Here is a 22058-nt window from a genome sequence, read left to right as displayed (position 1 = left end):
TCTAGGAGAGTTGGTAGCCGCGCAGGTTCGTGAGCAGGAGGTAGGTGTCCTCCAGGGAGCCCGAGGTGTCGCCGAGGGAGCGGTAGATGCCCCACTTGGGGCGCACCCGGTCGGCGAGGAACGTGTCGACGCCGGACTTCGTCCTGTCGATGACCGTCGTGGAGCCGCTCTTGAGGATCCAGCGGACGGAACCGGCCGTGCCGTTGCCGACCTTGATCTGGAAGTCGACGTCGGTCCACGTGTCGTGCAGCGGGTCGAGGCCGGTGCTGCCGACGAGGATGTCGTCGGTGGCGAGCCGGAGTTCGATGGTCTGCGTGCCGTTCGTGCGGCGCAGCGACTGCACGACGATCGGCGAGGTGCCGCTGCCGGGCTGCTTCATCTGCATGATGTGCGTGAAGGTGGTGGTCGCCTTGAGGGTGCTGGGGATGTACATCGAGTAGGTGATCCGCCAGGTCTGGCCCTCGGTCCACTTCAGGTAGCTGTCCGGGCCGGTGCGCAGGCCGGTGACCTCCTGGCGCTGGCGGTCGGTGGAGGTGTCGCGGTCGACGGTGTGGATGTTGAAGCGCCAGTTGTCGCCGGTGGCGAAGATGTGCGGGTGGCCGGCCGGGTGGGAGTGGGCGCGGTCGTCCTCGACGGTCTCGAAGGCGCCGAGTCCGTCGGTGCGCGCTGACGGCGACCACTTCAACTGCCAGGAGGCGGCATGGGCCGCGGTTGCGGGCAGACCGGGCGGCAGTCCGGTCGCGGCCGCCGCGGCACCGCCGAGCGCGGCACCCAACACGACCCTCCTGGACGTGCTCATGACATACCACCGTCCTCACACAGTTGCTCGTTCATGATCAGGAAGGCGCCGAGCCCGTGGAAGTCGTTGACGGCCCGGGGACGGGCGGCGTAGTAGGCGTAGTCGCCGACGTTGGTGCCGACGGAGATGTCGGACAGGGCGGTACGGGCGTCCGTACCGAGCGACAGCCGGGCCAGCACTCCCTGGTAGCCGCGCCGGGCCACGGACCTGAAGTGCCCGTCCAGATATCCCTGTTGGGCGCCTCGGTCGAGGGCGTAGGCGAACATACTGGAGCAGGACGTCTCGGTCCAGTTGTCCGGCCGGTCCCCTTTGTCGATCACCTGGAACCAGCGTCCGGACGCCGGTTCCTGGTACTTCTCCAGGGCGGAGGCCAACGTGTGGAAAATGCTGAGCAGTTGGGGGCGGTATTGCTGGTTCGCGGGGATTGCGTCCAGGACGTTCACCGTCGCCATGGCGTACCAGCCGACGGCCCGGCACCAATGCTCGGGGGCGAGTCCGGTGGCCGGATCGGCCCAGCTCGCCGACCTCGACTCGTCGTAGGCGTGCCGGAGCAGGCCGCTCGCGACCTGGAGGTGATGGCCGTAGACGTACAGCTGCCGCGCGGCCTCGCCGTTCGTGTACGCGCCGTCGTGGAACTCCTGGCCGTACTCGACCAGGAACGGGTTCACCATGTAGGCGCCGTCAGCCCAGAGTTGATGGGCCCGGCTGCTGGTGTCGGCGTGCCAGAAGCCGCCGTCGGAGGTGCGCGGATAGGTGCTCAGACGGTCGCGGATCTTCTGGGCGGCCTTGCGGTAGCGGTCCTGGCCGGTCTCGTGGTGCAGGATCACCAGCAGCCGGCCCGCCTGCATGCTGTCCAGGCTGTCGAACGACTGGCCGATGCCACCGTCGGCGCTCACGAACCGGTCGACGTAGGCCTTGATGTACGAGAGCAGGCGGGGGTCGTGGGTGCGCCGGTAGACGAGGTACTGGCCGTAGAGGTACAGGCCCACCGGGTACGACCAGCCGCCGATGGTCTGCGGGGTGTAGCGCGCCATGGTGGAGTCGACGACGGCCGTGGACCAGTCGCGGGCCGCGGCCGGACGGGAGGAGGGGACGGCGGCACGGAGGGCGGGGGCGGTGGTGGGCGGAGCGGCGGCCGCCGGGGGGACGGCGGCGGGCAGCACCGCGAGGGCGGCCGTGGCGAGCGCGGCGGTGCTCAGCGCCGCGCGCAGGCGTCGACGTCTCATGATCCTCCTTCTCGGTAGGCGTACGCGCTCCGGTGCGCGGCGGCGCCGTGCACCAGGGCGTGGACGAGGGGGTGGTCCGGGGCGTGCCGGCAGGCGGGGTCGGTGCGGGCGGGATCGCCGGTCAGGGCGTGGGCCTGGCAGCGGCAGCCGCCGTGGTCGACCGTGCGCAGGGCGCAGCCTCGGCACGGTTCGGGCATCCAGGCCTCGCCCCGGAAGGCGTTGAAGGCCTTCGACTCCCGCCAGATCCAGGCCAGTTCACGGTCCTTCACGTTCGGCGGGTCAAGTCCGGGCAGGGCGCCGGCGGCCGGGCAGGGCAGCACCGTGCCGTCCGGGGAGACGGTCAGGGAGACGGCTCCCCAGCCGCCCATGCAGGGTTTCGCGGTGGCGTCCACGAGATCGGCGGCGACCCACACCAACTCCAGTGCGCCTCCCAGCCGTTCACGCCAGCGGGCGACACGGGTGCGGGCACGTTCGGTCTGGGCGGGCGTCGGCAGCAGGGCGGTGCGGTTGCGGGCCGCCCAGCCGTGGTACTGGGTGTTGGCCAGCTCGATCCGGTCGGCGCCCCAGTCGAGGGCGAGCCGCACCAGGTCGTCGAGAGCGTCCAGGTTGCCGTGGTGGAGAACGACGTTCAGGCCCAGAGGAAGCCCGGCCTCGCGCACCAGGCGGGCGGCACGCTCCTTGGCCGCGAACGACCGTACGCCCGCGATGCGTTCGGCGGCCACGGGATCCGCGTGCTGCACCGACAGCTGCACGCTGCGCAGCCCGGCCCCGGTCAGTGCGGCCAGCCGCCGCTCGCCGAGTCCCACGCCGCTCGTGACGAGCTGGGTGTAGAGGCCGGCGCCGTCCGCGGCGGACACCAGGTCCGGCAGGTCGCGCCGGAGCAGCGGTTCACCGCCGGACAGATGGGTGTGGACGACTCCGAGGGCACCCGCCTGCCGGAATACCTCCGACCACTGCCCGGTGGTCAACTCTGCTGACCGGCCGACCAGTTCGATGGGATTCGAGCAATAGCCGCAGCGCAGCGGACAGGCGTGGGTGAGTTCGGCGAGCAGGGCCCAGGGAGGGGCCGCGGCGGTCATCCGAGCCAGCCCTCCTTCCGTAACCGGTCGAGGAACACGGGGACTTCGGCGGCGACGGGTGCGTCCGGATGACGTGCCGTCAGTTCGGCGACGACGGTGTCCACGTTCCGGACGCCGTCGCACAGCCGCAGTACCTCGCCCGCGCCGCCGTCGAGCACCACCACCCGCTCCGGCAGCAGCAACAGATCCGCGCCCCGCACCCGGTCGCGCCGCAGCAGCACTCCCCGGGCGAGGACCGGCCGCCAGGGCGCGGCGGGCGACACCGGCGCGGGCGACTCCGGAACGGGCGACACCGGCACGGGCGTCATGCCCCGCACCTGTCCGCCGAAGCCGACGAGTCCGCCGTACCCGTCGCGCCCGCCATGCGCGTCACGTCCACCGCGTCCAGCAGCGCCCACAGCACCTCGCACTTGAACTCCAGGGCGGAGACGGCCCGTTGCTGCTCGTCCGGAGTGCGGGCGCGGGCCAGGACCAGGGCGAGGGCCTGTTCGGCGTCGCGGGCGCCCTGGGTGACGCGGGTGCGGAAGTAGGCGAGGCCCGCCGGGTCGATCCACGGGTAGTGGCGTTCGAAAGCGGCGGTGCGGGTGCGCATCAGGTCCGGGGCGGAAAGCTCGGTCAGGGAGGCGGCGACGGCGTCGAGCACCGGGCGCCGCCGGCAGAAGTCAACGTATGCCTCCACCGCGAACCGCACTCCGGGCGGCACCCGGGACGCGTCGAGAAGTTCCTCGCGGTCGAGCCCGGCCGCCTCGCCGAGCCGCAGCCAGCGCTCGATACCGCCCCCCGCACTGTCGGTACCGTCCTGGTCGTGGATGCGGCGCAGCCAGGCGCGGCGGTCCTCGGGCCGCTCCAGAGCGGCGAGGATCAGCGCGTCCTTGACGGGGATGTGCCGCTGGTAGTGGAAGCGGGCGGCGATCCAGCGGCGCAGTTCGGCGGGGGTCAGTTCGCCGCGGTGCATCCGCTGGTTGAAGGGGTGCCGGTCGTGGTAGCGCGCCCTGGTGACCGCGCGCAGCCGCTCGGTGAACTCGGCGGCCGGCCAGGCGGCGCGGCTGTCGGGTTCCGGTGCCGCCGCGGTCATGCGGCCGGGGGCGGCTCGGGCGCGCGGCGGTCGGCGAGCGCGTAGGCGGTCACCTCCAGCGCGGTCTCCACCACACGGTAACCAGGGCTTCGCCAGACCTTTTCATCCGATGTCTGCGGGGTGAGGAGGTCCGTCCGAAGGGACAGGGAAGGGCTCTCGTTCATGGGTGCGTACTCGCTTTCCCGAGGTGGGGGAACTCATCAGGGAAGGCCACTGAGGGCAGGGCGGAGTCGACGGCCAGGTCAGGGCCGGTTCACGTACATGCACCGGGTTCATCGACACGTCCGGTGGCGCGATACAGAGTCGCGGGACGATGCGCCGCGGTCAATGGTCCGGACCGAAAACGTCGGATGCGTTTCCGGCCAATCTCCGCCGCGGACGCTGACTCGCCGGTCAGTTTCGCCGGATTCCGCGGTCAGGAATGCGGCACGGCCGTTGATCGTTGACGATGGACGTACCACCTGTCGACAACCGAAGGATCACGAGGCTCGTGAGCAGCAAGGTCCCCCCGATCATCCTCAACAACGGCATCGAGATGCCCCAGCTGGGCTTCGGCGTCTGGCAGGTGCCGGACGACGATGCCGAGCGGGCCGTCACCACGGCGCTCGCGGCCGGGTACCGCAGCATCGACACCGCCGCGATCTACGGCAACGAAGAGGGCACCGGCAAGGCCCTCGCCGCCTCCGGCGTCCCCCGCGACGAACTCTTCGTCACCACCAAGCTCTGGAACGCCGACCAGGGGTACGACGCCACGCTCCACGCGTTCGACACCTCGCTGGCGAAGCTGGGGCTCGACCACGTGGACCTGTACCTGATCCACTGGCCGCTGCCGTCCCGCGACACCTACGTCGACACCTACCGGGCGCTCGAAAAGCTCTACGCCGACAAGCGCGTGCGCGCCATCGGCGTGTCCAACTTCCTTCCCGAGCACCTGGAGCGGCTGATCGCCGAGACCTCCGTCATCCCGGCGGTCAACCAGATCGAGCTGCACCCGCAACTCCAGCAGCACGCCGCCCGCGCGTTCCACGCGGAGCAGGGCATCGCGACCGAGGCCTGGTCGCCGCTCGGCCAGGGCAAGGGGCTGCTGGAGGTGCCGGCGATCGTCGCGATCGCGCAAAAGCACGGCCGCACCCCCGCCCAGGTCGTGCTGCGCTGGCACGTCCAGCTGGGCACCATCGTGATCCCGAAGTCCGTGACGCCGTCCCGGATCAAGGAGAACATCGAGGTCTTCGACTTCAGCCTGGACGACGAGGACCTCGCGGCGATCAGCGCGCTCAACGAGGACCGGCGCATCGGCCCCGACCCGGCCACCTTCGACTACGTGGGCTGAGCCGCTTCGCCCGGACCGACAGCGGGCTCCGGCCCGCCGGACAACGCCGCGCACACCACGGCCGTCCGCCCCGCCCACCGGCGGGACGGGCGGCCGTACGCCGTCCACCCGCCGTCCGCGACCGCCGCGGCCACCTCGCCCGCGGTCGTGGACCGTTCCCGTGAGCCGCTCCCGTACGCCGTTCCCGGGACCGTGCGCCCCGTCGTTCAGTCGGTCCGCACGTCCGCGTGGACGATCTCGAACTCCTCCAGGGCGACGACGTCGACGTGCGCCTTGACCACGCTCTCGTGCCGGATGAGTGCCTGCCCGGCCCGGGACCCGTCCAGTGCGGCACGGTCGGCGAAGAGCACCCCGACCAGGCCCCGGCCGCGCACGCGGTCCAGGAAGAGCGCGGCCCCGGCGAATCCGGGCAACACCTCCAGCCGGGGCAGCACCCCCGAGTGGAAGGTGTCGAAGACCAGGTCCGCGTCCGCCGGCGCGAACTCCAGCCGGGTCAGCCGCATGCCGCCGCCGGTGAGCGGCCGGTGTCCGACAGGGAAGACCGTGGCCTCGTAGTTCTCGACCGCGACGGTCCCGGCGAAGGGATGCAGCAGCGCCGGGCGCCGCTCGCGCATCACCGCGTCGCTGTGGTCACGCGCCTCGGCCGACTCCCACCAGCTGACCGAGAACAGGGTGCCGAGTCCCCGGTCGACGAAGACGCCCGCACCCAGGAAACCTGGGCGTTCCTCCAGCAGATCGTGCCCCTGCGTGTTCAGGGTCCGGATGGCCGTGCCCAGCTGTGCCGGATTGCCGGTCGCGTACACCGTGCGGACGAACAACATGCGTCCCACCTCCCGGAGCCGTGACCGTGCCGGGCCGACGGCGGCAGACATAAGAGTACAAAGCGGTCTCCTCAGTCTTGCCGTGAGCGCAAATCACCGCAATACGCACAGGTTTCGGGAGTTCGCAACCCGAGGGTTGACGGGGACATGCGGATGGGGCCACGGTGTACGGCACCCGGTAAGGAAACTTTCCTAACAGAAGGGTCCCCCACAGTGCGCTTTCGAACGCTGACCCTCACCGCGGCCTCCGGGGCCGCCCTGCTCGCCGCGGGTGTGCTCCCCGCGCACGCGTCCGCCGTCCCGTCAGCGAGGACCGCGCCCACGTCCGCCCAGGAGGGCTCGGTCAGCGCGGCCGACCTGCTCGCCAAGGTGACGTCCTGTTCGCAGATATCGAACGGCAAGTACAAGACGGACGAGGAGACGTCGGCCACCGTCCCCGTGTGCGGCAAGAACGGCGCGGTGTTCTGGAAGGCCGACATGGACATCGACTGCGACGGCCAGACCACCACCAACTGCAACAAGAACCGCGACCCCTGGTACCAGAACGACACCGCCTTCCACCAGTCCGACGGCAAGCCCCTGAAGGCGGAGTCACTCCCCTACATCGTGGTGCCCAGCTCCAGCAGCATCTGGAACTACTCCAGCGCCGGCATCAAGGGCGGCGGCGTGGTCGCCGTCATCTACGACAACAAGGTGGAGTACGCCGTCGTCGGCGACACCGGCCCCACGAAGATCATCGGCGAGGCCTCGTACGCCACCGCCAAGGCACTCGGCATCGACCCCGACCCGAAGACCGGCGGGGCCGACTCCGGCGTGACCTACATCCTGTTCAAGAACTCCAAGGTCTCCCCCATCGAGAGCCACAGCGCGGCCGTCTCACTCGGGGACCAGCTGGCCAAGCAGTTCCTCGCCAACAACTGACGTGCCGCATACGTCAGTTGGGCTGCCCCAGCGGGCGTACGACCACGGTGTTGACGTCGACCCCGGCCGGCTGCCGGATCGCCCAGACGACCGAGTCGGCGATCTGGTCGGCGGTCAGGAGCTGCCCCGGGGGCAGGCTGCCGAGGCCGTCCCAGAACGGGGTCTCCACCCGGCCGGGGGCGACCAGCGTCACCCCGATCCCGAACTCCGTGACCTGGCGCCGGGTGTTCTCGGCGAGCCCGGTGACCGCCCACTTGGTGGCGCCGTAGAGATTGCCGGGAGTGTTCACGAACCCGGCGACGCTGCCGATGAGGACGATCCGCCCGCGGGTCTCCTTCAGCGCCTCGACGGAGGCGCGGATGAGCAGGGCCGGGCCGAGGACGTTGGTGAGGACCATCTCGGTCCAGCCGGCCGGGTCGCCGTCGGCGACGGAGTCGTGGGTGGCGAAGCCGGCGTTGGCGACGACGGTATCCAGTCGACCGTATGCCTTGAGCGTACGGTCGACAGCATTCTGTATATCGTCGAATGTCGACGCATTACCGGCGATTGTCTGCAGTTCCTCAGGCCGGCCGAGCTCGTCGGCGAAGTCCCGCAGCCGGGATTCCGTACGACCGGTGACGGTGACGCGGTGTCCGGCGGCCAGCAGCTGCCGGGCGACGGCGGCGCCGATGCCGGTGGCGCCGCCGGTGATGAGTGCGACCGGAGAGTCGTTCACGGGTTCCCCCTGTATGTCGGTGACGCGAGGGAGTTCATCACGTGGAGCGCGCTCGAAGTCAACTTCCCGCATCCGAGTGGGAATCCGCCGCTCTCCGGCGCACCCCGCGCCTACGCCGGCCGTACCGCCCGGTGCACCGTGTGGGCCGCGAGGACGAACACGTCGGGGCGGCGGTGGACGCTGCCCGGGTCGGCGGGGTCGAGGAGTCGGTCGAGGGTGGCGCGGTCCTCGGCGTCCAGGGCCTCGGCATGGAGGTCCCGGGCGCGGGACAGCATGGTGACCACGAAGGTGCGGGCCTTCTCGGGGAGGGGGGCGGGCAGGTCGAGCAGGAAGCTGCGGGTACCGGTGTGCTTCAGGCCGGCGGCGGTCAGCAGGGCGGGCCAGTCCTCGGTATCGGCGACCGCGCCGGGCAGCTCGGCGCGCATCTCGGCGAAACGGTCCTCCTGGAGGGCGTCGAGGCGGGTCTGGAGCCCGGGACGGCCGAAGCCGAGGTCACGGGGCAGAAAGCGGGGAGCCAGACCGCCCTCCAGAATGGCCAGTGCGCCGCCGGGGGCGAGCCGCGCGCCGAACGCGGCGAGTGCGGCCTTCTGGTCACCGAGGTGGTGCAGGCTGCGGCTGGCCCACAGCAGGTCCACCGGATACTCCAACTCGCCCAGTACGTCCGGGAGTTCGCCGACCAGGGTGTCGAATCGGTCGGCGACCCCCTCGCGGGCGGCGCGGGCGCGGGCGCGCTCCAGCAACGGGGCCGAGCCGTCGGCGGCGACCACCCGGGCGCCGGGGAACTCCCGCGCGAACAGGCAAGCGATCACCCCGGGGCCACTGCCCGCGTCCACGATCAGACCGGGCTCCGTCACCTCCTCGCCCAGCCAGGCCAGGGCGCTCTCGTACGCCGGGGCGGCCACCTCGGCCTCCGTCTCCAGATGGGCCGCCATCGCGGCCCAGTCGATGTCGCCGCCGTGGGCGTGGCCCGCGTGGCCCCCGTGAGCCGCGTGACCTCCGTGGGCGTGCTGCCCCTGATGCCCGTCGTGCTGGTGGTGCCCGCCGTGCTCCTGATGTTTGTTGTGCTCCTGTGCCATGGTGTTCAGCCTCTCCTTCGGATGCGGCCAGCGTGCGACGCCGCCCCGCGAGGAGGCCAGTCCTGTTGCCGGTGCCGCAAAAAGATTGCCGATACGGCACAGTGGCGCCGAAAGCAGCCGGGTGTGCGGGGCGCAGGACGGTGGCCGCGGCGGCGCCATCGGGCCTCGTGGACGGCGAACCGGGCGCAGCCGCCGCCGATTCCGGCGGTGCCGTGCGCGCTGGAGCGGGCGGACGGGGCGTACTCCCCGGTGGAGACGGCGATCCGCCGGGGTCTCGGCCGCCCGTAGACGGCGGGACCCCGGCGGACGTTCACCGCGCCGGTGTGACGAAACCGGTTACGGTAGCTGTTACGCGACCGGTTACGGCAGCGGCGGGTAGGCGTTCTGCATCAGCTGCTGGAACTCGGCGGAGAACCAGTGTCCGGACAGCGGCGCGTTCGGCAGCGCGCCCGACATGTTGTTGTTGTTGCGGGCGTTGCCCGTGTACGTCGGGTCGCACATCCGGTCGAAGCCCTTGCCCTCATTGTTCGGGATGGCGGTGCTGGAGCCGTCGGACTCCCCCGGGGGCTTCATCCACACGTAGGCGTCGATCCCGGGGGCCGGGCTCGCCTGCGGGCGCTCGCCGAGGCCGGCTCCGGCCTGGTTGCACCAGTTGCCGACGTGGATGCGGCGGTCGTAGCGGCCGCCGTCGACGTAGGCGTCGACGCTGGTCCTCGGGCCCGGTCCGGTCGGGCGGGCGGAGCCGCCCCAGCCGTTGCGGGAGGTGTCGATCAGCATGCCGATGTTCGAGTTGAACCCGACCGAGACCAGCTCGGTGCGGAAGGCCTGGGCGAAGGAGAGCTCGTCGGCGTACCGGTTCCAGTCGACCCACTTGGACTGGCGGACGGAGGTGCCGTTCACGGTGTCGTTGATCGTGAAGTTGTCCTCCTTCAGGGCGCTGTAGTTGGCGGTGTTGGTGATGAAGCCCTGGACGTCGTCGACCGTCGCGCCGGAGGTGGTGGCCGCCTGCTTGAACACGTTCGCGGCGGCGGCGAAGTTGTCGTCCCAGCCGAGCCAGCCGTGGTGGCCGGCGTCGAGGTAGTTGTAGACGTTCGGGATGGCGCCGAGTTTGGCGAGGGCGTAGCCGACGCCCTTCACGTAGTTGCCGTTGGCGAGCATGGTGTCGCACTGGGGTGTGGCGGTCGCGCGGCTGCCGGTGTTGGTGACGAGGTTGGGCAGCGAGTCGAGCTCGATCGTGGTGACGATCCGCAGCGAGGCGTACTTGGGGTCGGCGAGGATCGCGGCGATCGGGTCGATGAACTGGCTCTCGTACTTTCCGATGTCGTCCGGGCCGAGTTCGCCGTTGGAGGCGAGGGCGGAGCAGTCGCGGCCGGGCAGGTCGTAGACGACCAGTTGGACGACCTCCTGGCCGCTGCCCTTCTGTGCGAGGGCGGCGTCGAGGTGGTCGCGCAGGCCCATGCCGCCGTTGTCGCCGTTGATCGCGGCGATGTGGTCGAGCCAGACGCCGGTCGGCTCGTTGGAGACGCGGGTGCCGCCTGGCTCGGCGGCCGCCTTGGCCGACCACTCCGGGTTCACGTACACCTTGGCGCCGTCGTACGGGTTGTCGACGCGGGTGCCGCCGCCGCTGCCGCCGGTGCCGCCTCCCCCGCCGGTGCCGTCGTCGACGTTGCAGGTGACGCCGTCGAGGGTGAAGGTGGTGGGCAGGGTGTCGGTGCCGCTGTAGGTGCCGTTGAAGCCGAAGCTGATCGAGGAGCCGGTGGCGAGTGTGCCGTTGTAGCTCTCGTTGGTGGCGGTGACGTCGCTGCCGCTCTGGCTGATCTGCGCGTTCCAGCCGCTGGTGACCTTCTGGTCACCCGCGTACGACCATTTCACCGCCCAACTCGACTTGGCCGCCGCGTTGTTGGTGACGGTCACGGCGGCGGTGAAGCCGGTGTCCCACTGGTTCTGCACCGTGTAGGCGACGGTGCAGGGGATCGCGTCGGCCGCGGCGTGGGCCGCGGTGGTGGTGGTGAGTGCCGTCCCGGAGGCGCCGGCGACCAGCGCCAGGGCGGCGAGCAACGGTGTTCTGGTACGACTCATGTGTGCGGGTTCCTTCTTCCGTGGTGGGTGTTACGGGTTGAGGGCGCGCAGGTGGTCGCGCAGTCCGATGCCGTAGGCGGTGGGTGTGCCGTCGTAGGCGGAGATCAGGGACGGCCCTGCGGAGCAGTCCCAGGTGTTCCAGGCCCAGCCCAGATAGGACAGGTTCCGGTCGTCGAACCACTTCATGACCTGGTCGGTGAAGCCGTGCGCGCAGGTGTTCTCACCGATCTCCCCGGCGACCAGCGGCACCTGGGCCGCGACCGGGGCGAGGGTGGAGTTCCAGCAGCTCTCGCCGGCGCAAGTGTTGAAGTTGTAGCCGTGGTAGGCGGCGGCGAGATTGCCTACAGGATCCTGTGGTTTGTATGCGGTCCACTGGCTGAGGTCGTTCGCATACGCCAGACCGCTGGCCATGATGACGTTCTTGGATCCGGTGTTCCGGATACTGTCGACGAGATCCTGCATACCGGCGACCGCGTACGGGATCCCGGGGCAGCTCCCGCCGTCCCGCCAGCACTTCCAGGCGTCGGTCGTGCTGGTGGTCGCCCGGTCCGGGTACGGCTCGTTGAACAGGTCGTACACGGGTGCCGGGTCGTCCTTGAAGGTGCTCGCCACCGATGCCCAGAACGGCGGACTGTACTGCGCGTCGGGCATGGGCTTCTGGCAGGTGGCGTGGACGTCGGAGCAGCCGGCGGAGTTTCCGGTGTACTGGCCGTAGGTCCAGTGCAGGTCGAGGATCGGGGTCATGCCGTGGGCCTCGACGCGGGCCACCAGGTCCTTGACGGCGTTGATGTAGTTGGCGCCGCCGTACTCGGGCTTGATGTTCGAAAGTCCGAGCCAGCACTCCTCGTTGAGCGGGATGCGGACGGCGTCGGTCTTCCAGTCGGCGATCGCCTTGATCGCGGCGTCGTCCACCGGGCCGTCCCAGATGCCACGGCCCTGGACGCACATGAACTCGCCGCCGGAGCGGTTGACGCCGAGCAGCCGGTGGGTCGCACCGGAGGCGTCCTCCAGCTCGGTGCCGGAGACATGGAGGGCGGGTGCCGTGCCGGTCGTGGGCGGCGGCGGTGACGTCGGCGGCTCGGGATCGACGTTGCAGGTCGTGCCGTTGAGCGTGAACGCCGTGGGTGCGGTGTTGCCGCCCGACCAGTCGGCGAGGAAGCCGGCGGTGACACTGGCGCCGGTGCCGAGGGAGCCGTTGTAGCTCTCGTTGGCCGCGGTCACGGTGGTGCCGGACTGGGACCATGCGGCGTTCCAGCCCTGGGTGACCTTCTGGCCGTCGGCGAAATCGAAGGATATCCGCCAACTGCCCAGCGGTGCTTGATTGTTGGTGACGTTCACGGAGCCCTGGAAGCCGCCTGCCCACTGGTTGGTGACGGAGTACTCCACCGTGCACGCGGGTGTGGCTCCCTGGGCCGACAGGGCCGGGGCGACGGCGCTCGCGATGAGCGCGGTCGCGCCGGCGGCGGCTAAAAGTACTGAACGCGGGGGGTGTCGCATGAGCGACTCCTTGCAGTGGCGCGCGCCGTGACCGGCGCGTCGACTGACAGGAACCGCTCCCACTGGTGCGATGGAAGGTAGCGCCAACTGGCCATGATGCCCAGGGGAGTTGCTGACTTTTCCTCAAGGCTTTCCGTCGAATCTTTTCGACTCTTCGAGCACCTTGACCGTTCACAGGGTTGTCCCCACTATGGGAGCGCTCCCACTGGTTCAAGCCTTGACTTCTTCCCGAGCCGCAAGCCGCATGTCGCGAGTCGCCAAAGGAGGAACCAGCACATGGATCCCGGACGCAAACCCAGACGCAGAAACAGAGCCGTGCGGCGGTGGTGGACCGCCGTGGCGGCCGCGTTCGCCCTGCCCCTGTCGATGCTCGCCGCCGGCGCGACGACCGCGCACGCGGCGTCCGTGCGGTGCAGCGTCGACTACACGACCAACGACTGGGGTTCCGGCTTCACCGCCGCCCTCACGATCACCAACCGCGGCACCGACCCGATCGACGGCTGGACGCTGTCGTACGCCTACTCCGGCGATCAGAAGCTGACGAACGGCTGGAACGGCACCTGGTCCCAGTCCGGCGAGACGGTTTCCGTGCAGAGCGCGTCGTACAACGCCGCCATCGCCGCGGGCGCCGCCGTCACCACCGGCGCGCAGTTCACCTACAGCGGCACCAACACCGCCCCCACCTCCTTCTCGGTCAACGGCACGACCTGCGCCGGTGCGCACCAGCCGCCGGTCACGGTGCTGACCAGCCCGAGCGCGGGCGCGGTGTACACGCGAGGGGACGCGATCCCGCTCGCCGCGACCGCGGCGGCCGCCGACGGCGCGACGATCGACAAGGTGGAGTTCTACGACGACACCACGCTCCTGGGGACGGACACGAGCGCGCCGTTCACGCTGTCCGTCTCCGATCTGCCCGTGGGCAGTCATTCGCTGGTGGCGAAGGCGTACGACAGCACGGGCGCCTCGGCCGAGTCCACGCCGGTCGGCGTTACGGTCGCCTCAGGACCCTCCGTGGTGGCCTCGCCGTCCCAACTCGGCGTCCAGCAGGGCACGTCGGGGACGTTCGGGGTGAAGCTGTCGACGCAGCCGGGCACGGACGTGACGGTGAGCGTGGCCCGCACGGGCGGCAACACCGGCCTGTCCGTGAGCGGCGGCTCCTCCCTGACGTTCACGCCGTCGAACTGGGACACCGCTCAGCCGGTCACCGTCTCGGCGGACTCCTCCGGCACCGGATCCGCGACCTTCACCGCCTCGGCGAACGGCCACGCGGGGGCCACGGTCACCGTGACGGAACTGGCGGCGACGAAGACGTACGACGCACGCTTCCTGGATCTCTACGGGAAGATCACCGATCCCGCAAACGGTTACTTCTCTCCTCAGGGCATCCCGTACCACTCGGTGGAGACACTGATCGTCGAGGCCCCGGACTACGGCCACGAGACCACGTCGGAGGCCTGGAGCTACCTGCTCTGGCTCCAGGCGATGTACGGCAAGGTCACCGGTGACTGGTCGAAGTTCAACGGCGCGTGGACGCTCATGGAGAAGTACATGATCCCCACGCACGCCGACCAGCCGGCGAACTCCTTCTACAACGCCTCCAAGCCGGCGACGTACGCGCCCGAGGAGGACACTCCGGACCAGTATCCGGCGAAGCTGGACACGTCGGTGTCCGTGGGATCGGATCCGATCGCCGGTGAACTGAAGACTGCATACGGTACGGACGATGTATACGGTATGCACTGGATCGAGGACGTCGACAACGTCTACGGCTACGGCGACACACCCGGCGGCACCTGCGAGGGCGGCCCGACGGCGAGCGGGCCGTCGTACCTGAACACCTTCCAGCGCGGGCCGCAGGAGTCGGTCTGGGAGACGGTCCCACAGCCGACCTGCGACGCCTTCAAGTACGGCGGAAAGAACGGCTACCTGGACCTGTTCACCGGCGACAACTCCTACGCGAAGCAGTGGAAGTACACCGACGCCCCGGACGCGGACGCCCGCGCGGTGCAGGCGGCGTACTGGGCGGACGTGTGGGCCAAGGCGCAGGGTAAGGGCGGTGAGGTGTCCGCGACGGTCGCCAAGGCCGCGAAGATGGGCGACTACCTGCGGTACGCGATGTACGACAAGTACTTCAAGAAGATCGGCAACTGCGTGGGGCCGTCGACCTGCGCGGCCGGCACCGGCAAGGACGCCTCGCACTATCTGCTGTCCTGGTACTACGCCTGGGGCGGCGCCACCGACCCCAGTGCGGGCTGGGCCTGGCGGATCGGCTCCAGCCATGTCCACGGCGGCTACCAGAACCCCCTGGCCGCCTACGCGCTGAGCAGTTACCCGGACCTGGAGCCCAAGTCGGCGACGGGCGCCTCGGACTGGGGAAAGTCGCTCCAGCGGCAGCTGGGGTTCTACCGGTGGCTCCAGTCGTCCGAGGGCGCGATCGCGGGCGGCGCGACCAACAGCTGGCAGGGCCGGTACGCGAGCCCGCCGGCCGGCACGCCGACCTTCTACGGCATGTACTACGACTGGGAGCCGGTCTACCACGACCCGCCGTCCAACCAGTGGTTCGGCTTCCAGGCGTGGTCGATGGAGCGGGTCGCCGAGTACTACCAGCAGACGGGCAACGCCGCCGCGAAGGCGGTCCTCGACAAGTGGGTGAAGTGGGCGCTGTCCCAGACCACGATCAACCCCGACGGCACCTACCGGATCCCCTCGACCCTCCAGTGGTCCGGGCAGCCGGACACCTGGAACCCGTCGACTCCCGGCGCCAACAGCTCACTTCACGTCACGGTCGCCGACTACACCGACGACGTCGGCGTGGCGGCGGCGTACGCGAAGGCGCTGACGTACTACGGCGCCAAGTCCGGTGACGCGACGGCCAGATCGACGGCGAAGGCGCTGCTGGACGGCATGTGGAACAACGACCAGGACAGCCTCGGCATCGCCGTCCCCGAGACCCGCGCCGACTACAGCCGGTTCGGCGACAGCGTGTACGTGCCGAGCGGCTGGAGCGGCACCATGCCGAACGGCGACGCGATCAACTCCTCGGCCACCTTCACCTCGCTGCGGTCCTTCTACAAGAACGACCCGGCCTGGTCGAAGATCGAGGCCTACCTCAAGGGCGGCGCCGCGCCCACGTTCACCTATCACCGGTTCTGGGCCGAGGCGGACATCGCCCTGGCCATGGGCTCGTACGCGGAGCTCCTCGAATAGTCCCCGCCGGCGCTCCGCGTGCACGGCCCCGTCGCAGGCGACGGGGGCGACGACGGCCGGGCGGTCCCTCCCGCACAGGGGGCCGCCCGGCCGTCCCGTCATGCCCGGACGCCCTGCCCCGCCGACGCCGCCGGTTTGCGGTACGCCCGCACGGCGAACACCGGGTCCGGGCGGGGACGGTCCTGGTCCGGGAGGCGGGCAAGGCGCGCGGCGAACCGCTCGGTGCGCGGCTCGCCCGGCGGCAGCTGGGTGAACCAGCCGCGGCGCAGGTCGGCGATGGTGGTGCGCGGGCTGCGGCCCTGGCCGGAGCCGCGGAACACGCCCGCGCCGGCCGGCTCCAGTCCGTGCCGGACGGCGTGCGCGGTGACGGTGGCGGCGGCGTCCTGGGCGGGGCGGCGCGGGCGGCCGGCGAGGACGGTGTCGATGTCGCTGCCGACGTCGTGCGCGTCCGCCTTGTCGACGGTGGTGACGTAGACCCCGCCGGGCCGCAGCACGCGGGCGCACTCGGCGACGATCGCGCGGACGTCCCCGGCGTCGTCCAGCAGGTGCAGCAGCCAGACGCTGGTGACCGCGTCGAAGGTGCCGGTGGGGAAGGGCAGGCGGCGGCTGTCGGCGCGGACGACGGCGCCCGGGAGTCTCGCCCCGGCCCTGCGGACCATCTCGGCGGTGAGGTCGGCGCCGGTCACCCGCAGTGCGGGGCGGTCGGCGGCCAGCCGGCGGGTAAGGATGCCGGTGCCGCAGGCCACGTCGAGGAGCCGGCCCGGCCCCTCGGGGATCAGACCGAGCACCGTTTCGGCGGCGGCGTGGGCACGGGCCTCGCCGCCGCGGGACGCGTCGTACGCGTCGGCTTCCTTGTCGTAGTCGAGCACGTTTCTCAGTGTGCGCCGTGACCTGGGGCGATGTCCTCCACCCTGCGGGCGAGTGCGAAGTCCTTCTCGGTGACGGCGCCGCCCGCGCTGTGTGTGTGCACGGTGAGGGAGACAGTGTGGTAGCCGAGAGTGAGGTCGGAGTGGTGGTCCAGCTCGTCCTGGACCGCGGCGATGTGCATGACCAGCGCCGCCGCCGCGACATGCGACCCGAGCCGGTAGGAGCGGGCGAGCTTGTCCCCGTCCAGCGACCAGCCGGGCAGCTCCGCGAGCCGGTCCTCGATCTCCTTCTGCGACAGCGGTTGAACGGCCATGGCGTTCGGCTCCCTTCGCGTCGGCGGTTCTCGTTCAGCCTGCCACGTCAGGCCCGTGCGCACTCCGCCGCCAGGTCGTCGGCGAGGGCCGCGATCCGGTGGCGGCCCTCCACCCGGGCGACCCAGTCGTGCGGCAGACCGGTGTCGCCGTGCAGCGCGCCGAGGAGGTTGCCGCAGATCGAGCCGGTGGAGTCGCTGTCGCCCGAGTGGTTGACGGCGAGCAGCAGCGCCCGTTCGACGTCGGGCTCGGCGAGCGCGCAGTACACGCCGATGGCGAGGGCCTCCTCGGCGACCCAGCCCGCGCCGAGGGACTCGGTCTTCTCGGCGGTCGGTGCCCCGTCGTCGGCGAGGTCGAGGGCGGCGCGCAGGGCGGCCGTGGTCTCCGTGTGGCCGCGGTGCCGCTCCAGCAGCCGCAGTGTGCGCAGCACCGCTCCTTCCAGCGAGTCCCCGGCGAGCAGGTGCGCGACGATCGCGGCGAGCGCGCCGGCCGCGTAGTAGCCGGTGGGGTGGCCGTGGGTGATCTGGGCGCCGCGCGCCGCCATGGCGAAGGCCGCGTCGGCGGGGGCCGCGAGGCCGAAGGGGGCCGAGCGCATGACCGTGCCGCAGCCCTTGGAGTCGGGGTTGACCTGGCCCGGTGTGCCGTCGAGCGGGAGCGCTGGGTCGGGCGCGTACATCTGGGCGACACCGGACAGGCAGGCGTTTCCGGGCGCGCGGCGGGAGTACAGCCAGGCCTCGCCGACCAGTCCGGCGGGCGGCGGTGTGCCGGGCTGCCGCGGCACGGGCTGGTCGGGGCCGGGCCTGGACTGGGTCTCCAGCCAGCGCTCGTAGGCCTGGCGCAGCAGCAGTGGCCAGGCGCCGCCGATGCCCTTGTCGCGCTGCCGTGCGTGCGCCTGGATCAGGGCCTCGACGGTGAACAGGGTCATCTGGGTGTCGTCGCTGATCAGCCCGACCGCTCCGTGCGCGCCGGGTACGAGGCCGGTGACGCCGCGCGGACCGTGCGCGGCGCGGATGCGGTCCAGTGAGGAGAACTCCACGGGGTAGCCGAGGGCGTCACCGAGCGCGCCGCCGAGGAGGCAGCCGCGCACCCTGGCCCGGTGGACGGCCGCGGCCTGGAGGGACGGGGACCGCCACGTCGTGTGCCACGGCTCGTTCGTGCTCAACTGAAGCAGCTCCTCGACTACGGTCGGACGTATGACCATTGTCGCTTCCGGTCCTTCCGCGTCCGCCACCGCCCCCGCCGCCGTCACCGCCGCCGACAAGGGCGTCGGCCCGCTGCTGCGCGCCTGGCGGGAGCGGCGCCGGGTCTCGCAGCTGGAGCTGGCGCTGCGCGCCGACTCCTCGGCGCGGCACATCAGTTTCATCGAGACCGGCCGGTCGCGGCCGAGCGAGGAGATGGTGCTGCGGCTCGCCGAGCATCTGGACGTGCCGGTGCGCGAGCGCAACTCCCTGCTGCTGGCGGCCGGTTACGCCCCGCACTACCCCGAGACCCCGCTGGACGACCCGGCGCTGGGCGCGCTGCGGGCCGGCCTGGACCACCTCATCCAGTGCTACGAGCCCTACCCCGCGCTGGTGGTCGACGCCTGCTACACGGTCGTGGCCGCGAACCGGGGCATCGCGATGCTGCTGGACGGGGTGCCGGAAACGCTGCTGGCGCCGGCGCCGAACGCGATGCGGCTGACCCTGCACCCCCAGGGGCTGGCGCCGCGCATCCGCAACCTGCGTGCCTGGCGCGGGCATCTGCTGGAGCAAATGGAGCGACAGATCGCCCTGCAGCGCTCGGAGCGGCTGCGCGCCCTGTACGAGGAGGTGGCGGGCTATCCGGTGCCCGAGAGCGCGCGGGGCGACGTCGAAGACGGCGGGGACGGTGAACCGGCGGGCCCGGTCGCGTACTTCGCGCTGCCGTTGCGTATCGAGCACGACGGCCGGATCCTGTCGTTCGTGTCGTCGATCTCCACCTTCAACACACCGATGGACGTCACGGTCGCCGAACTCGCCATCGAGACGTTCCTGCCCGCGGACCCGGCCACCGCCAAGTACCTGCACACGATGGCCGGTTAACCGCCCGTACCGGTCCCCTGCCTGCCCTTACCACGTTCCTCCCCCGCTGCCCCGGCGTTCGTCGGCCATCTTGATGCCCTCGGACCCGTGTGCGAGAGGCGATCACGTGGCAGACTGCCCGGGTACTTCGGCGCGTAGGGGAGGCGTGGCGTGAGTGAGCGTCGGGCTGCGCCCACCGTGGGCCAGGTGGTGCTCGGCAAGCGGTTGCAGGAGCTGCGCGAGGCGGCGGCCCTCACCCGGGACGAGGCCGCCCGAGTCCTGCGGGTGGCGTCGGCGACCGTACGGCGCATGGAGATGGCCGACGTCGCCCTGAAGATCCCCTACGTGCAGGTACTGCTGGAGACCTACGGGGTGCCCGAGGAGGAGGCGGCCGCGTTCGTGCGGCTGGCCGAGGAGGCGAACCAGCCGGGCTGGTGGCAGCGGTTCCACGACGTGCTGCCGGACTGGTTCAGCATGTACGTCAGCCTGGAGGGCGCCGCCCGGATCATCCGCTCCTACGAGCCGCACTTCGTACCCGGCCTGCTCCAGACCGAGGAGTACGCACGCGCGGTGATGGAAGCCGGCACGGTCGGGCAGACCTCACCGCACACCGTGGAACGGCACGTGTCGCTGCGCCTGGAGCGGCAGCGGCTGCTGGAGCGGGACGATCCGCCCCACCTGTGGGTGATCATGGACGAGACGGTGCTGCGGCGCCCGGTGAGCATGCGCGGGAAGGTGATGCGCGACCAGCTGGACAAGCTGCTGGAGTTCGCCGGGCGGGACCGGGTCACGCTGCAGATCGCCGAGTTCTCGGCGGGCCCGCACCCGGGGACGTACGCGCCGTTCACGCTGTTCCGGTTCGCCGAGCCGGAGTTGCCGGACATGGTGTTCACCGAGTATCTGACCGGCGCGCTGTACCTGGACTCCCGTCGCGAGGTGGCCGCACATCTGGAGGTGCTGGACCACATGACGGCCCGGGCCGCATCGGCGCGGCGCACACAGACCCTGCTGCGGGAGTTCCGCGAGGCCCTGTGACCCGCGTACGGGGCCTGTGACCTCCCGTACGGACCAACGCCTGCGGGATCCTGTCGCCCGTATACCGTCGACGCACCCGGCCGCCGGGGCCGGGGGCGGCCGAGGAGTCAGGCCGCACCCCCCTTGGTGTCCCTGTCCTCGTCCACGATCTCCGCGTCCACCACGCCTTCCTCGTCGGCGGGAGTCCCCTGCTCCGTGGCCGCGCCCGGTTCGCCGGCGCCGGCGGAGGTGTTCGCGTACATGGCCTGGCCCATCTTCTGGCTGACGGTGGCGAGTTTCTCGACGCCGGTGCGCAGTTCGCCGGTGTCCGCCTTCCGGTCCAGGAGGCCCTTGAGGTCCGTGGCCGCTTCCTGGACCTGCGACCTGGTGTCGGCGGGGATGCGGTCCTCGTTGTCGCGGAGGAACTTCTCGGTCTGGTAGACGAGTTGTTCGGCCTGGTTGCGGGTCTCGGCGGCCTCCCGGCGCCGGCGGTCCTCCTCGGCGTACTGCTCCGCCTCGCGCATCATGCGGTCGATGTCGTCCTTGGGCAGCGCCGAGCCGCCGGTGACGGTCATCTTCTGCTCGCGGCCGGTGGCGAGGTCCTTGGCGGAGACGTGCATGATCCCGTTGGCGTCGATGTCGAAGGCGACCTCGATCTGCGGGACGCCGCGCGGGGCGGGCGGCAGTCCGGTGAGGTCGAAGACGCCGAGTTTCTTGTTGTAGGCGGCGATCTCGCGTTCGCCCTGGTAGACCTGGATGCCGACCGAGGGCTGGTTGTCGGTGGCGGTGGTGAAGATCTCCGAACGGCGCGTCGGGATCGTGGTGTTGCGCTCGATCAGCCGGGTCATGATGCCGCCCTTGGTCTCGATGCCGAGGGAGAGCGGGGTGACGTCGAGGAGGAGGACGTCCTTCACGTCACCGCGCAGCACACCCGCCTGCAGGGCGGCGCCGACGGCGACGACCTCGTCGGGGTTGACGCCCTTGTGCGGGTCCTTGCCGGTGAGTTCACGCACGAGGTCGGTGACGGCGGGCATCCGGGTCGAGCCGCCGACGAGGATGACGTGGTCGATCGCGGACAGCTCGATGCCCGCGTCCTGCACCGCCTGATGGAAGGGCTGCTTGCAGCGGTCGAGCAGGTCCGCGGTGAGCTCCTGGAACTGGGCCCGCGTCAGTTTCTCCTCCAGGTGCAGCGGGCCCGCGGCGGAGGCAGTGATGTAGGGCAGGTTGACCGTGGTCTCGGAGGACGACGACAGTTCGATCTTGGCCTTCTCGGCGGCCTCCCGCAGCCGCTGCACGGCCATCTTGTCGGCACCCAGGTCGATGCCGTGCCCGGCCTTGAACCGCTTCGTCAGATGATCGACGATCCGCTGGTCCCAGTCGTCGCCGCCGAGGTGCGTGTCACCGTTGGTGGCCTTCACCTCGATGACGCCGTCGCCGATCTCCAGCAGGGACACGTCGAAGGTGCCGCCGCCGAGGTCGAAGACCAGGACCGTCTGCTCCTCGCCCCGGTCCAGGCCGTAGGCGAGGGCGGCCGCGGTGGGCTCGTTGATGATCCTGAGCACCTTCAGGCCGGCGATCTCCCCGGCCTCCTTGGTGGCCTGGCGCTGGGCGTCGTCGAAGTACGCGGGCACGGTGATCACCGCGTCCGAGACGTCCTCGCCGAGGTAGGCCTCCGCGTCCCGCTTCAGTTTCTGCAGCACCCGCGCCGACAGCTCCTGCGCGCGCAGCCGGGAACCGTCGACCGTACCGCTGTCCGGGAAGCGCCAAGCGGCGTCGCCCATGTGCCGTTTCACCGAGCGGGCGGTGCGCTCCACGTTCGTCACGGCCTGCCGTTTGGCGACCTCGCCGACCAGCACCTCCCCGTTCTTCGCGAACGCCACCACCGACGGCGTGGTCCGCGCGCCCTCCGCGTTGGTGACGACGGTGGGCTCGCCGCCCTCCAGGACGGCCACCACCGAGTTCGTCGTCCCGAGATCGATCCCGACCGCACGTGCCATGATCC

At 70.9% G+C, this 22058-nt stretch carries 20 protein-coding genes; 5 read left to right on the top strand and 15 right to left on the bottom strand.

Features of this window, described 5'->3' with window-relative positions; all coding sequences use genetic code 11:
- Nucleotide 1: 1 nt before the first annotated feature.
- Genes AC4OXY_RS37460 through pqqA form a run of 6 tightly spaced genes read right to left on the bottom strand, consistent with a single transcriptional unit; the run spans nucleotide 2 to nucleotide 4343 of the window.
- On the bottom strand, nucleotides 2–799 hold the full coding sequence (locus AC4OXY_RS37460) for a heparin lyase I family protein (protein WP_356030467.1): 798 nt from the start codon (nucleotides 797–799) through the stop codon (nucleotides 2–4).
- Nucleotides 796–2025: a glycoside hydrolase family 88/105 protein gene (locus tag AC4OXY_RS37455; protein WP_491991832.1), complete on the bottom strand. Its 1230-nt coding sequence runs from the start codon at nucleotides 2023–2025 to the stop codon at nucleotides 796–798. The genes AC4OXY_RS37460 and AC4OXY_RS37455 overlap by 4 nt, the downstream gene beginning before the upstream one ends.
- Entirely contained in the window at nucleotides 2022–3104 is a 1083-nt protein-coding gene (gene pqqE / locus AC4OXY_RS37450; RefSeq protein ID WP_491991831.1) for a pyrroloquinoline quinone biosynthesis protein PqqE, read from the bottom strand. The genes AC4OXY_RS37455 and pqqE overlap by 4 nt, the downstream gene beginning before the upstream one ends.
- Complete coding sequence (gene pqqD, locus AC4OXY_RS37445) at nucleotides 3101–3412, bottom strand: pyrroloquinoline quinone biosynthesis peptide chaperone PqqD (RefSeq protein ID WP_491991830.1); 312 nt, start codon at nucleotides 3410–3412, stop codon at nucleotides 3101–3103. The genes pqqE and pqqD overlap by 4 nt, the downstream gene beginning before the upstream one ends.
- On the bottom strand, nucleotides 3409–4179 hold the full coding sequence (gene pqqC / locus AC4OXY_RS37440) for a pyrroloquinoline-quinone synthase PqqC (RefSeq protein ID WP_491991829.1): 771 nt from the start codon (nucleotides 4177–4179) through the stop codon (nucleotides 3409–3411). Before pqqC ends, pqqD begins: the two co-directional genes overlap by 4 nt.
- Nucleotides 4176–4343 carry a pyrroloquinoline quinone precursor peptide PqqA gene (gene pqqA, locus AC4OXY_RS37435; RefSeq protein ID WP_362820457.1) on the bottom strand — a complete coding sequence of 56 codons (168 nt, stop codon included), beginning with the start codon at nucleotides 4341–4343 and terminating at the stop codon, nucleotides 4176–4178. The genes pqqC and pqqA overlap by 4 nt, the downstream gene beginning before the upstream one ends.
- 326 nt (nucleotides 4344–4669) lie before the next feature.
- Here pqqA and AC4OXY_RS37430 point away from each other — a divergent pair, with 326 nt between their 5' ends.
- Nucleotides 4670–5509, top strand: coding sequence for an aldo/keto reductase (locus AC4OXY_RS37430; protein ID WP_491991828.1), 840 nt, complete (start codon nucleotides 4670–4672; stop codon nucleotides 5507–5509).
- Between the two features lie 206 nt (nucleotides 5510–5715).
- On the opposite strand, the gene AC4OXY_RS37425 is transcribed toward AC4OXY_RS37430, so the two are convergent.
- The gene (locus AC4OXY_RS37425) at nucleotides 5716–6330 is read right to left on the bottom strand and encodes a hypothetical protein (protein ID WP_491991827.1); all 615 of its coding nucleotides are present in this window, start codon (nucleotides 6328–6330) and stop codon (nucleotides 5716–5718) included.
- A 213-nt stretch (nucleotides 6331–6543) separates the two neighbouring features.
- Here AC4OXY_RS37425 and AC4OXY_RS37420 point away from each other — a divergent pair, with 213 nt between their 5' ends.
- Nucleotides 6544–7251, top strand: a complete 708-nt coding sequence (locus AC4OXY_RS37420) for a glycoside hydrolase family 75 protein (protein ID WP_356030475.1) — start codon at nucleotides 6544–6546, stop codon at nucleotides 7249–7251.
- A gap of 13 nt (nucleotides 7252–7264) precedes the next feature.
- Here the strand turns inward: AC4OXY_RS37420 and AC4OXY_RS37415 are convergent, their stop codons facing one another.
- The 4 genes from AC4OXY_RS37415 to AC4OXY_RS37400 form a co-directional block, all read right to left on the bottom strand.
- Entirely contained in the window at nucleotides 7265–7966 is a 702-nt protein-coding gene (locus AC4OXY_RS37415; RefSeq protein ID WP_491991826.1) for an SDR family oxidoreductase, read from the bottom strand.
- A gap of 110 nt (nucleotides 7967–8076) precedes the next feature.
- Nucleotides 8077–9042, bottom strand: coding sequence for a class I SAM-dependent methyltransferase (locus AC4OXY_RS37410; protein ID WP_491991825.1), 966 nt, complete (start codon nucleotides 9040–9042; stop codon nucleotides 8077–8079).
- A 360-nt stretch (nucleotides 9043–9402) separates the two neighbouring features.
- Nucleotides 9403–11121 carry a glycoside hydrolase family 6 protein gene (locus tag AC4OXY_RS37405; RefSeq protein WP_491991824.1) on the bottom strand — a complete coding sequence of 573 codons (1719 nt, stop codon included), beginning with the start codon at nucleotides 11119–11121 and terminating at the stop codon, nucleotides 9403–9405.
- A gap of 30 nt (nucleotides 11122–11151) precedes the next feature.
- Nucleotides 11152–12618, bottom strand: a complete 1467-nt coding sequence (locus AC4OXY_RS37400) for a cellulose binding domain-containing protein (RefSeq protein WP_491991823.1) — start codon at nucleotides 12616–12618, stop codon at nucleotides 11152–11154.
- Between the two features lie 276 nt (nucleotides 12619–12894).
- Here AC4OXY_RS37400 and AC4OXY_RS37395 point away from each other — a divergent pair, with 276 nt between their 5' ends.
- Complete coding sequence (locus tag AC4OXY_RS37395) at nucleotides 12895–15825, top strand: glycoside hydrolase family 48 protein (protein WP_491991822.1); 2931 nt, start codon at nucleotides 12895–12897, stop codon at nucleotides 15823–15825.
- Between the two features lie 98 nt (nucleotides 15826–15923).
- Here the strand turns inward: AC4OXY_RS37395 and AC4OXY_RS37390 are convergent, their stop codons facing one another.
- From AC4OXY_RS37390 to AC4OXY_RS37380, 3 genes are read right to left on the bottom strand one after another with little or no spacing between them, the layout of a single operon-like run.
- Nucleotides 15924–16694, bottom strand: coding sequence for a class I SAM-dependent methyltransferase (locus AC4OXY_RS37390; RefSeq protein ID WP_491991821.1), 771 nt, complete (start codon nucleotides 16692–16694; stop codon nucleotides 15924–15926).
- Nucleotides 16695–16699: 5 nt separating this feature from the next.
- Entirely contained in the window at nucleotides 16700–17005 is a 306-nt protein-coding gene (locus tag AC4OXY_RS37385; RefSeq protein ID WP_376288713.1) for a 4a-hydroxytetrahydrobiopterin dehydratase, read from the bottom strand.
- A 47-nt stretch (nucleotides 17006–17052) separates the two neighbouring features.
- Nucleotides 17053–18165 carry an ADP-ribosylglycohydrolase family protein gene (locus AC4OXY_RS37380; protein WP_491991820.1) on the bottom strand — a complete coding sequence of 371 codons (1113 nt, stop codon included), beginning with the start codon at nucleotides 18163–18165 and terminating at the stop codon, nucleotides 17053–17055.
- A 31-nt stretch (nucleotides 18166–18196) separates the two neighbouring features.
- Between AC4OXY_RS37380 and AC4OXY_RS37375 the strand changes: the two genes are divergently transcribed.
- A complete protein-coding gene (locus AC4OXY_RS37375) occupies nucleotides 18197–19063 on the top strand; it encodes a helix-turn-helix domain-containing protein (RefSeq protein WP_491991819.1) in 867 nt (288 codons plus the stop codon).
- A 150-nt stretch (nucleotides 19064–19213) separates the two neighbouring features.
- Nucleotides 19214–20077, top strand: coding sequence for a Sco1979 family transcriptional regulator (locus AC4OXY_RS37370; protein WP_356030485.1), 864 nt, complete (start codon nucleotides 19214–19216; stop codon nucleotides 20075–20077).
- Between the two features lie 107 nt (nucleotides 20078–20184).
- Here the strand turns inward: AC4OXY_RS37370 and dnaK are convergent, their stop codons facing one another.
- Entirely contained in the window at nucleotides 20185–22053 is a 1869-nt protein-coding gene (gene dnaK / locus AC4OXY_RS37365; protein WP_491991818.1) for a molecular chaperone DnaK, read from the bottom strand.
- Nucleotides 22054–22058 lie beyond the last annotated feature (5 nt).

Source organism: Streptomyces sp. HUAS MG56, assembly GCF_058673395.1.
Note: the sequence above shows the minus strand (reverse complement) of the source record. Positions and strands in the feature narration are given on the sequence as shown.

Bases quoted from the DNA above. Each gene is read 5' to 3' on its own strand.
- AC4OXY_RS37460 (WP_356030467.1), bottom strand. From the start codon at position 799: ATGAGCACGTCCAGGAGGGTCGTGTTGGGTGCCGCGCTCGGCGGTGCC.
- AC4OXY_RS37455 (WP_491991832.1), bottom strand. From the start codon at position 2,025: ATGAGACGTCGACGCCTGCGCGCGGCGCTGAGCACCGCCGCGCTCGCC.
- pqqE (WP_491991831.1), bottom strand. From the start codon at position 3,104: ATGACCGCCGCGGCCCCTCCCTGGGCCCTGCTCGCCGAACTCACCCAC.
- pqqD (WP_491991830.1), bottom strand. From the start codon at position 3,412: ATGACGCCCGTGCCGGTGTCGCCCGTTCCGGAGTCGCCCGCGCCGGTG.
- pqqC (WP_491991829.1), bottom strand. From the start codon at position 4,179: ATGACCGCGGCGGCACCGGAACCCGACAGCCGCGCCGCCTGGCCGGCC.
- pqqA (WP_362820457.1), bottom strand. From the start codon at position 4,343: ATGAACGAGAGCCCTTCCCTGTCCCTTCGGACGGACCTCCTCACCCCG.
- AC4OXY_RS37425 (WP_491991827.1), bottom strand. From the start codon at position 6,330: ATGTTGTTCGTCCGCACGGTGTACGCGACCGGCAATCCGGCACAGCTG.
- AC4OXY_RS37410 (WP_491991825.1), bottom strand. From the start codon at position 9,042: ATGGCACAGGAGCACAACAAACATCAGGAGCACGGCGGGCACCACCAG.
- AC4OXY_RS37405 (WP_491991824.1), bottom strand. From the start codon at position 11,121: ATGAGTCGTACCAGAACACCGTTGCTCGCCGCCCTGGCGCTGGTCGCC.
- AC4OXY_RS37400 (WP_491991823.1), bottom strand. From the start codon at position 12,618: ATGCGACACCCCCCGCGTTCAGTACTTTTAGCCGCCGCCGGCGCGACC.
- AC4OXY_RS37395 (WP_491991822.1), top strand. From the start codon at position 12,895: ATGGATCCCGGACGCAAACCCAGACGCAGAAACAGAGCCGTGCGGCGG.
- AC4OXY_RS37385 (WP_376288713.1), bottom strand. From the start codon at position 17,005: ATGGCCGTTCAACCGCTGTCGCAGAAGGAGATCGAGGACCGGCTCGCG.
- AC4OXY_RS37375 (WP_491991819.1), top strand. From the start codon at position 18,197: ATGACCATTGTCGCTTCCGGTCCTTCCGCGTCCGCCACCGCCCCCGCC.
- dnaK (WP_491991818.1), bottom strand. From the start codon at position 22,053: ATGGCACGTGCGGTCGGGATCGATCTCGGGACGACGAACTCGGTGGTG.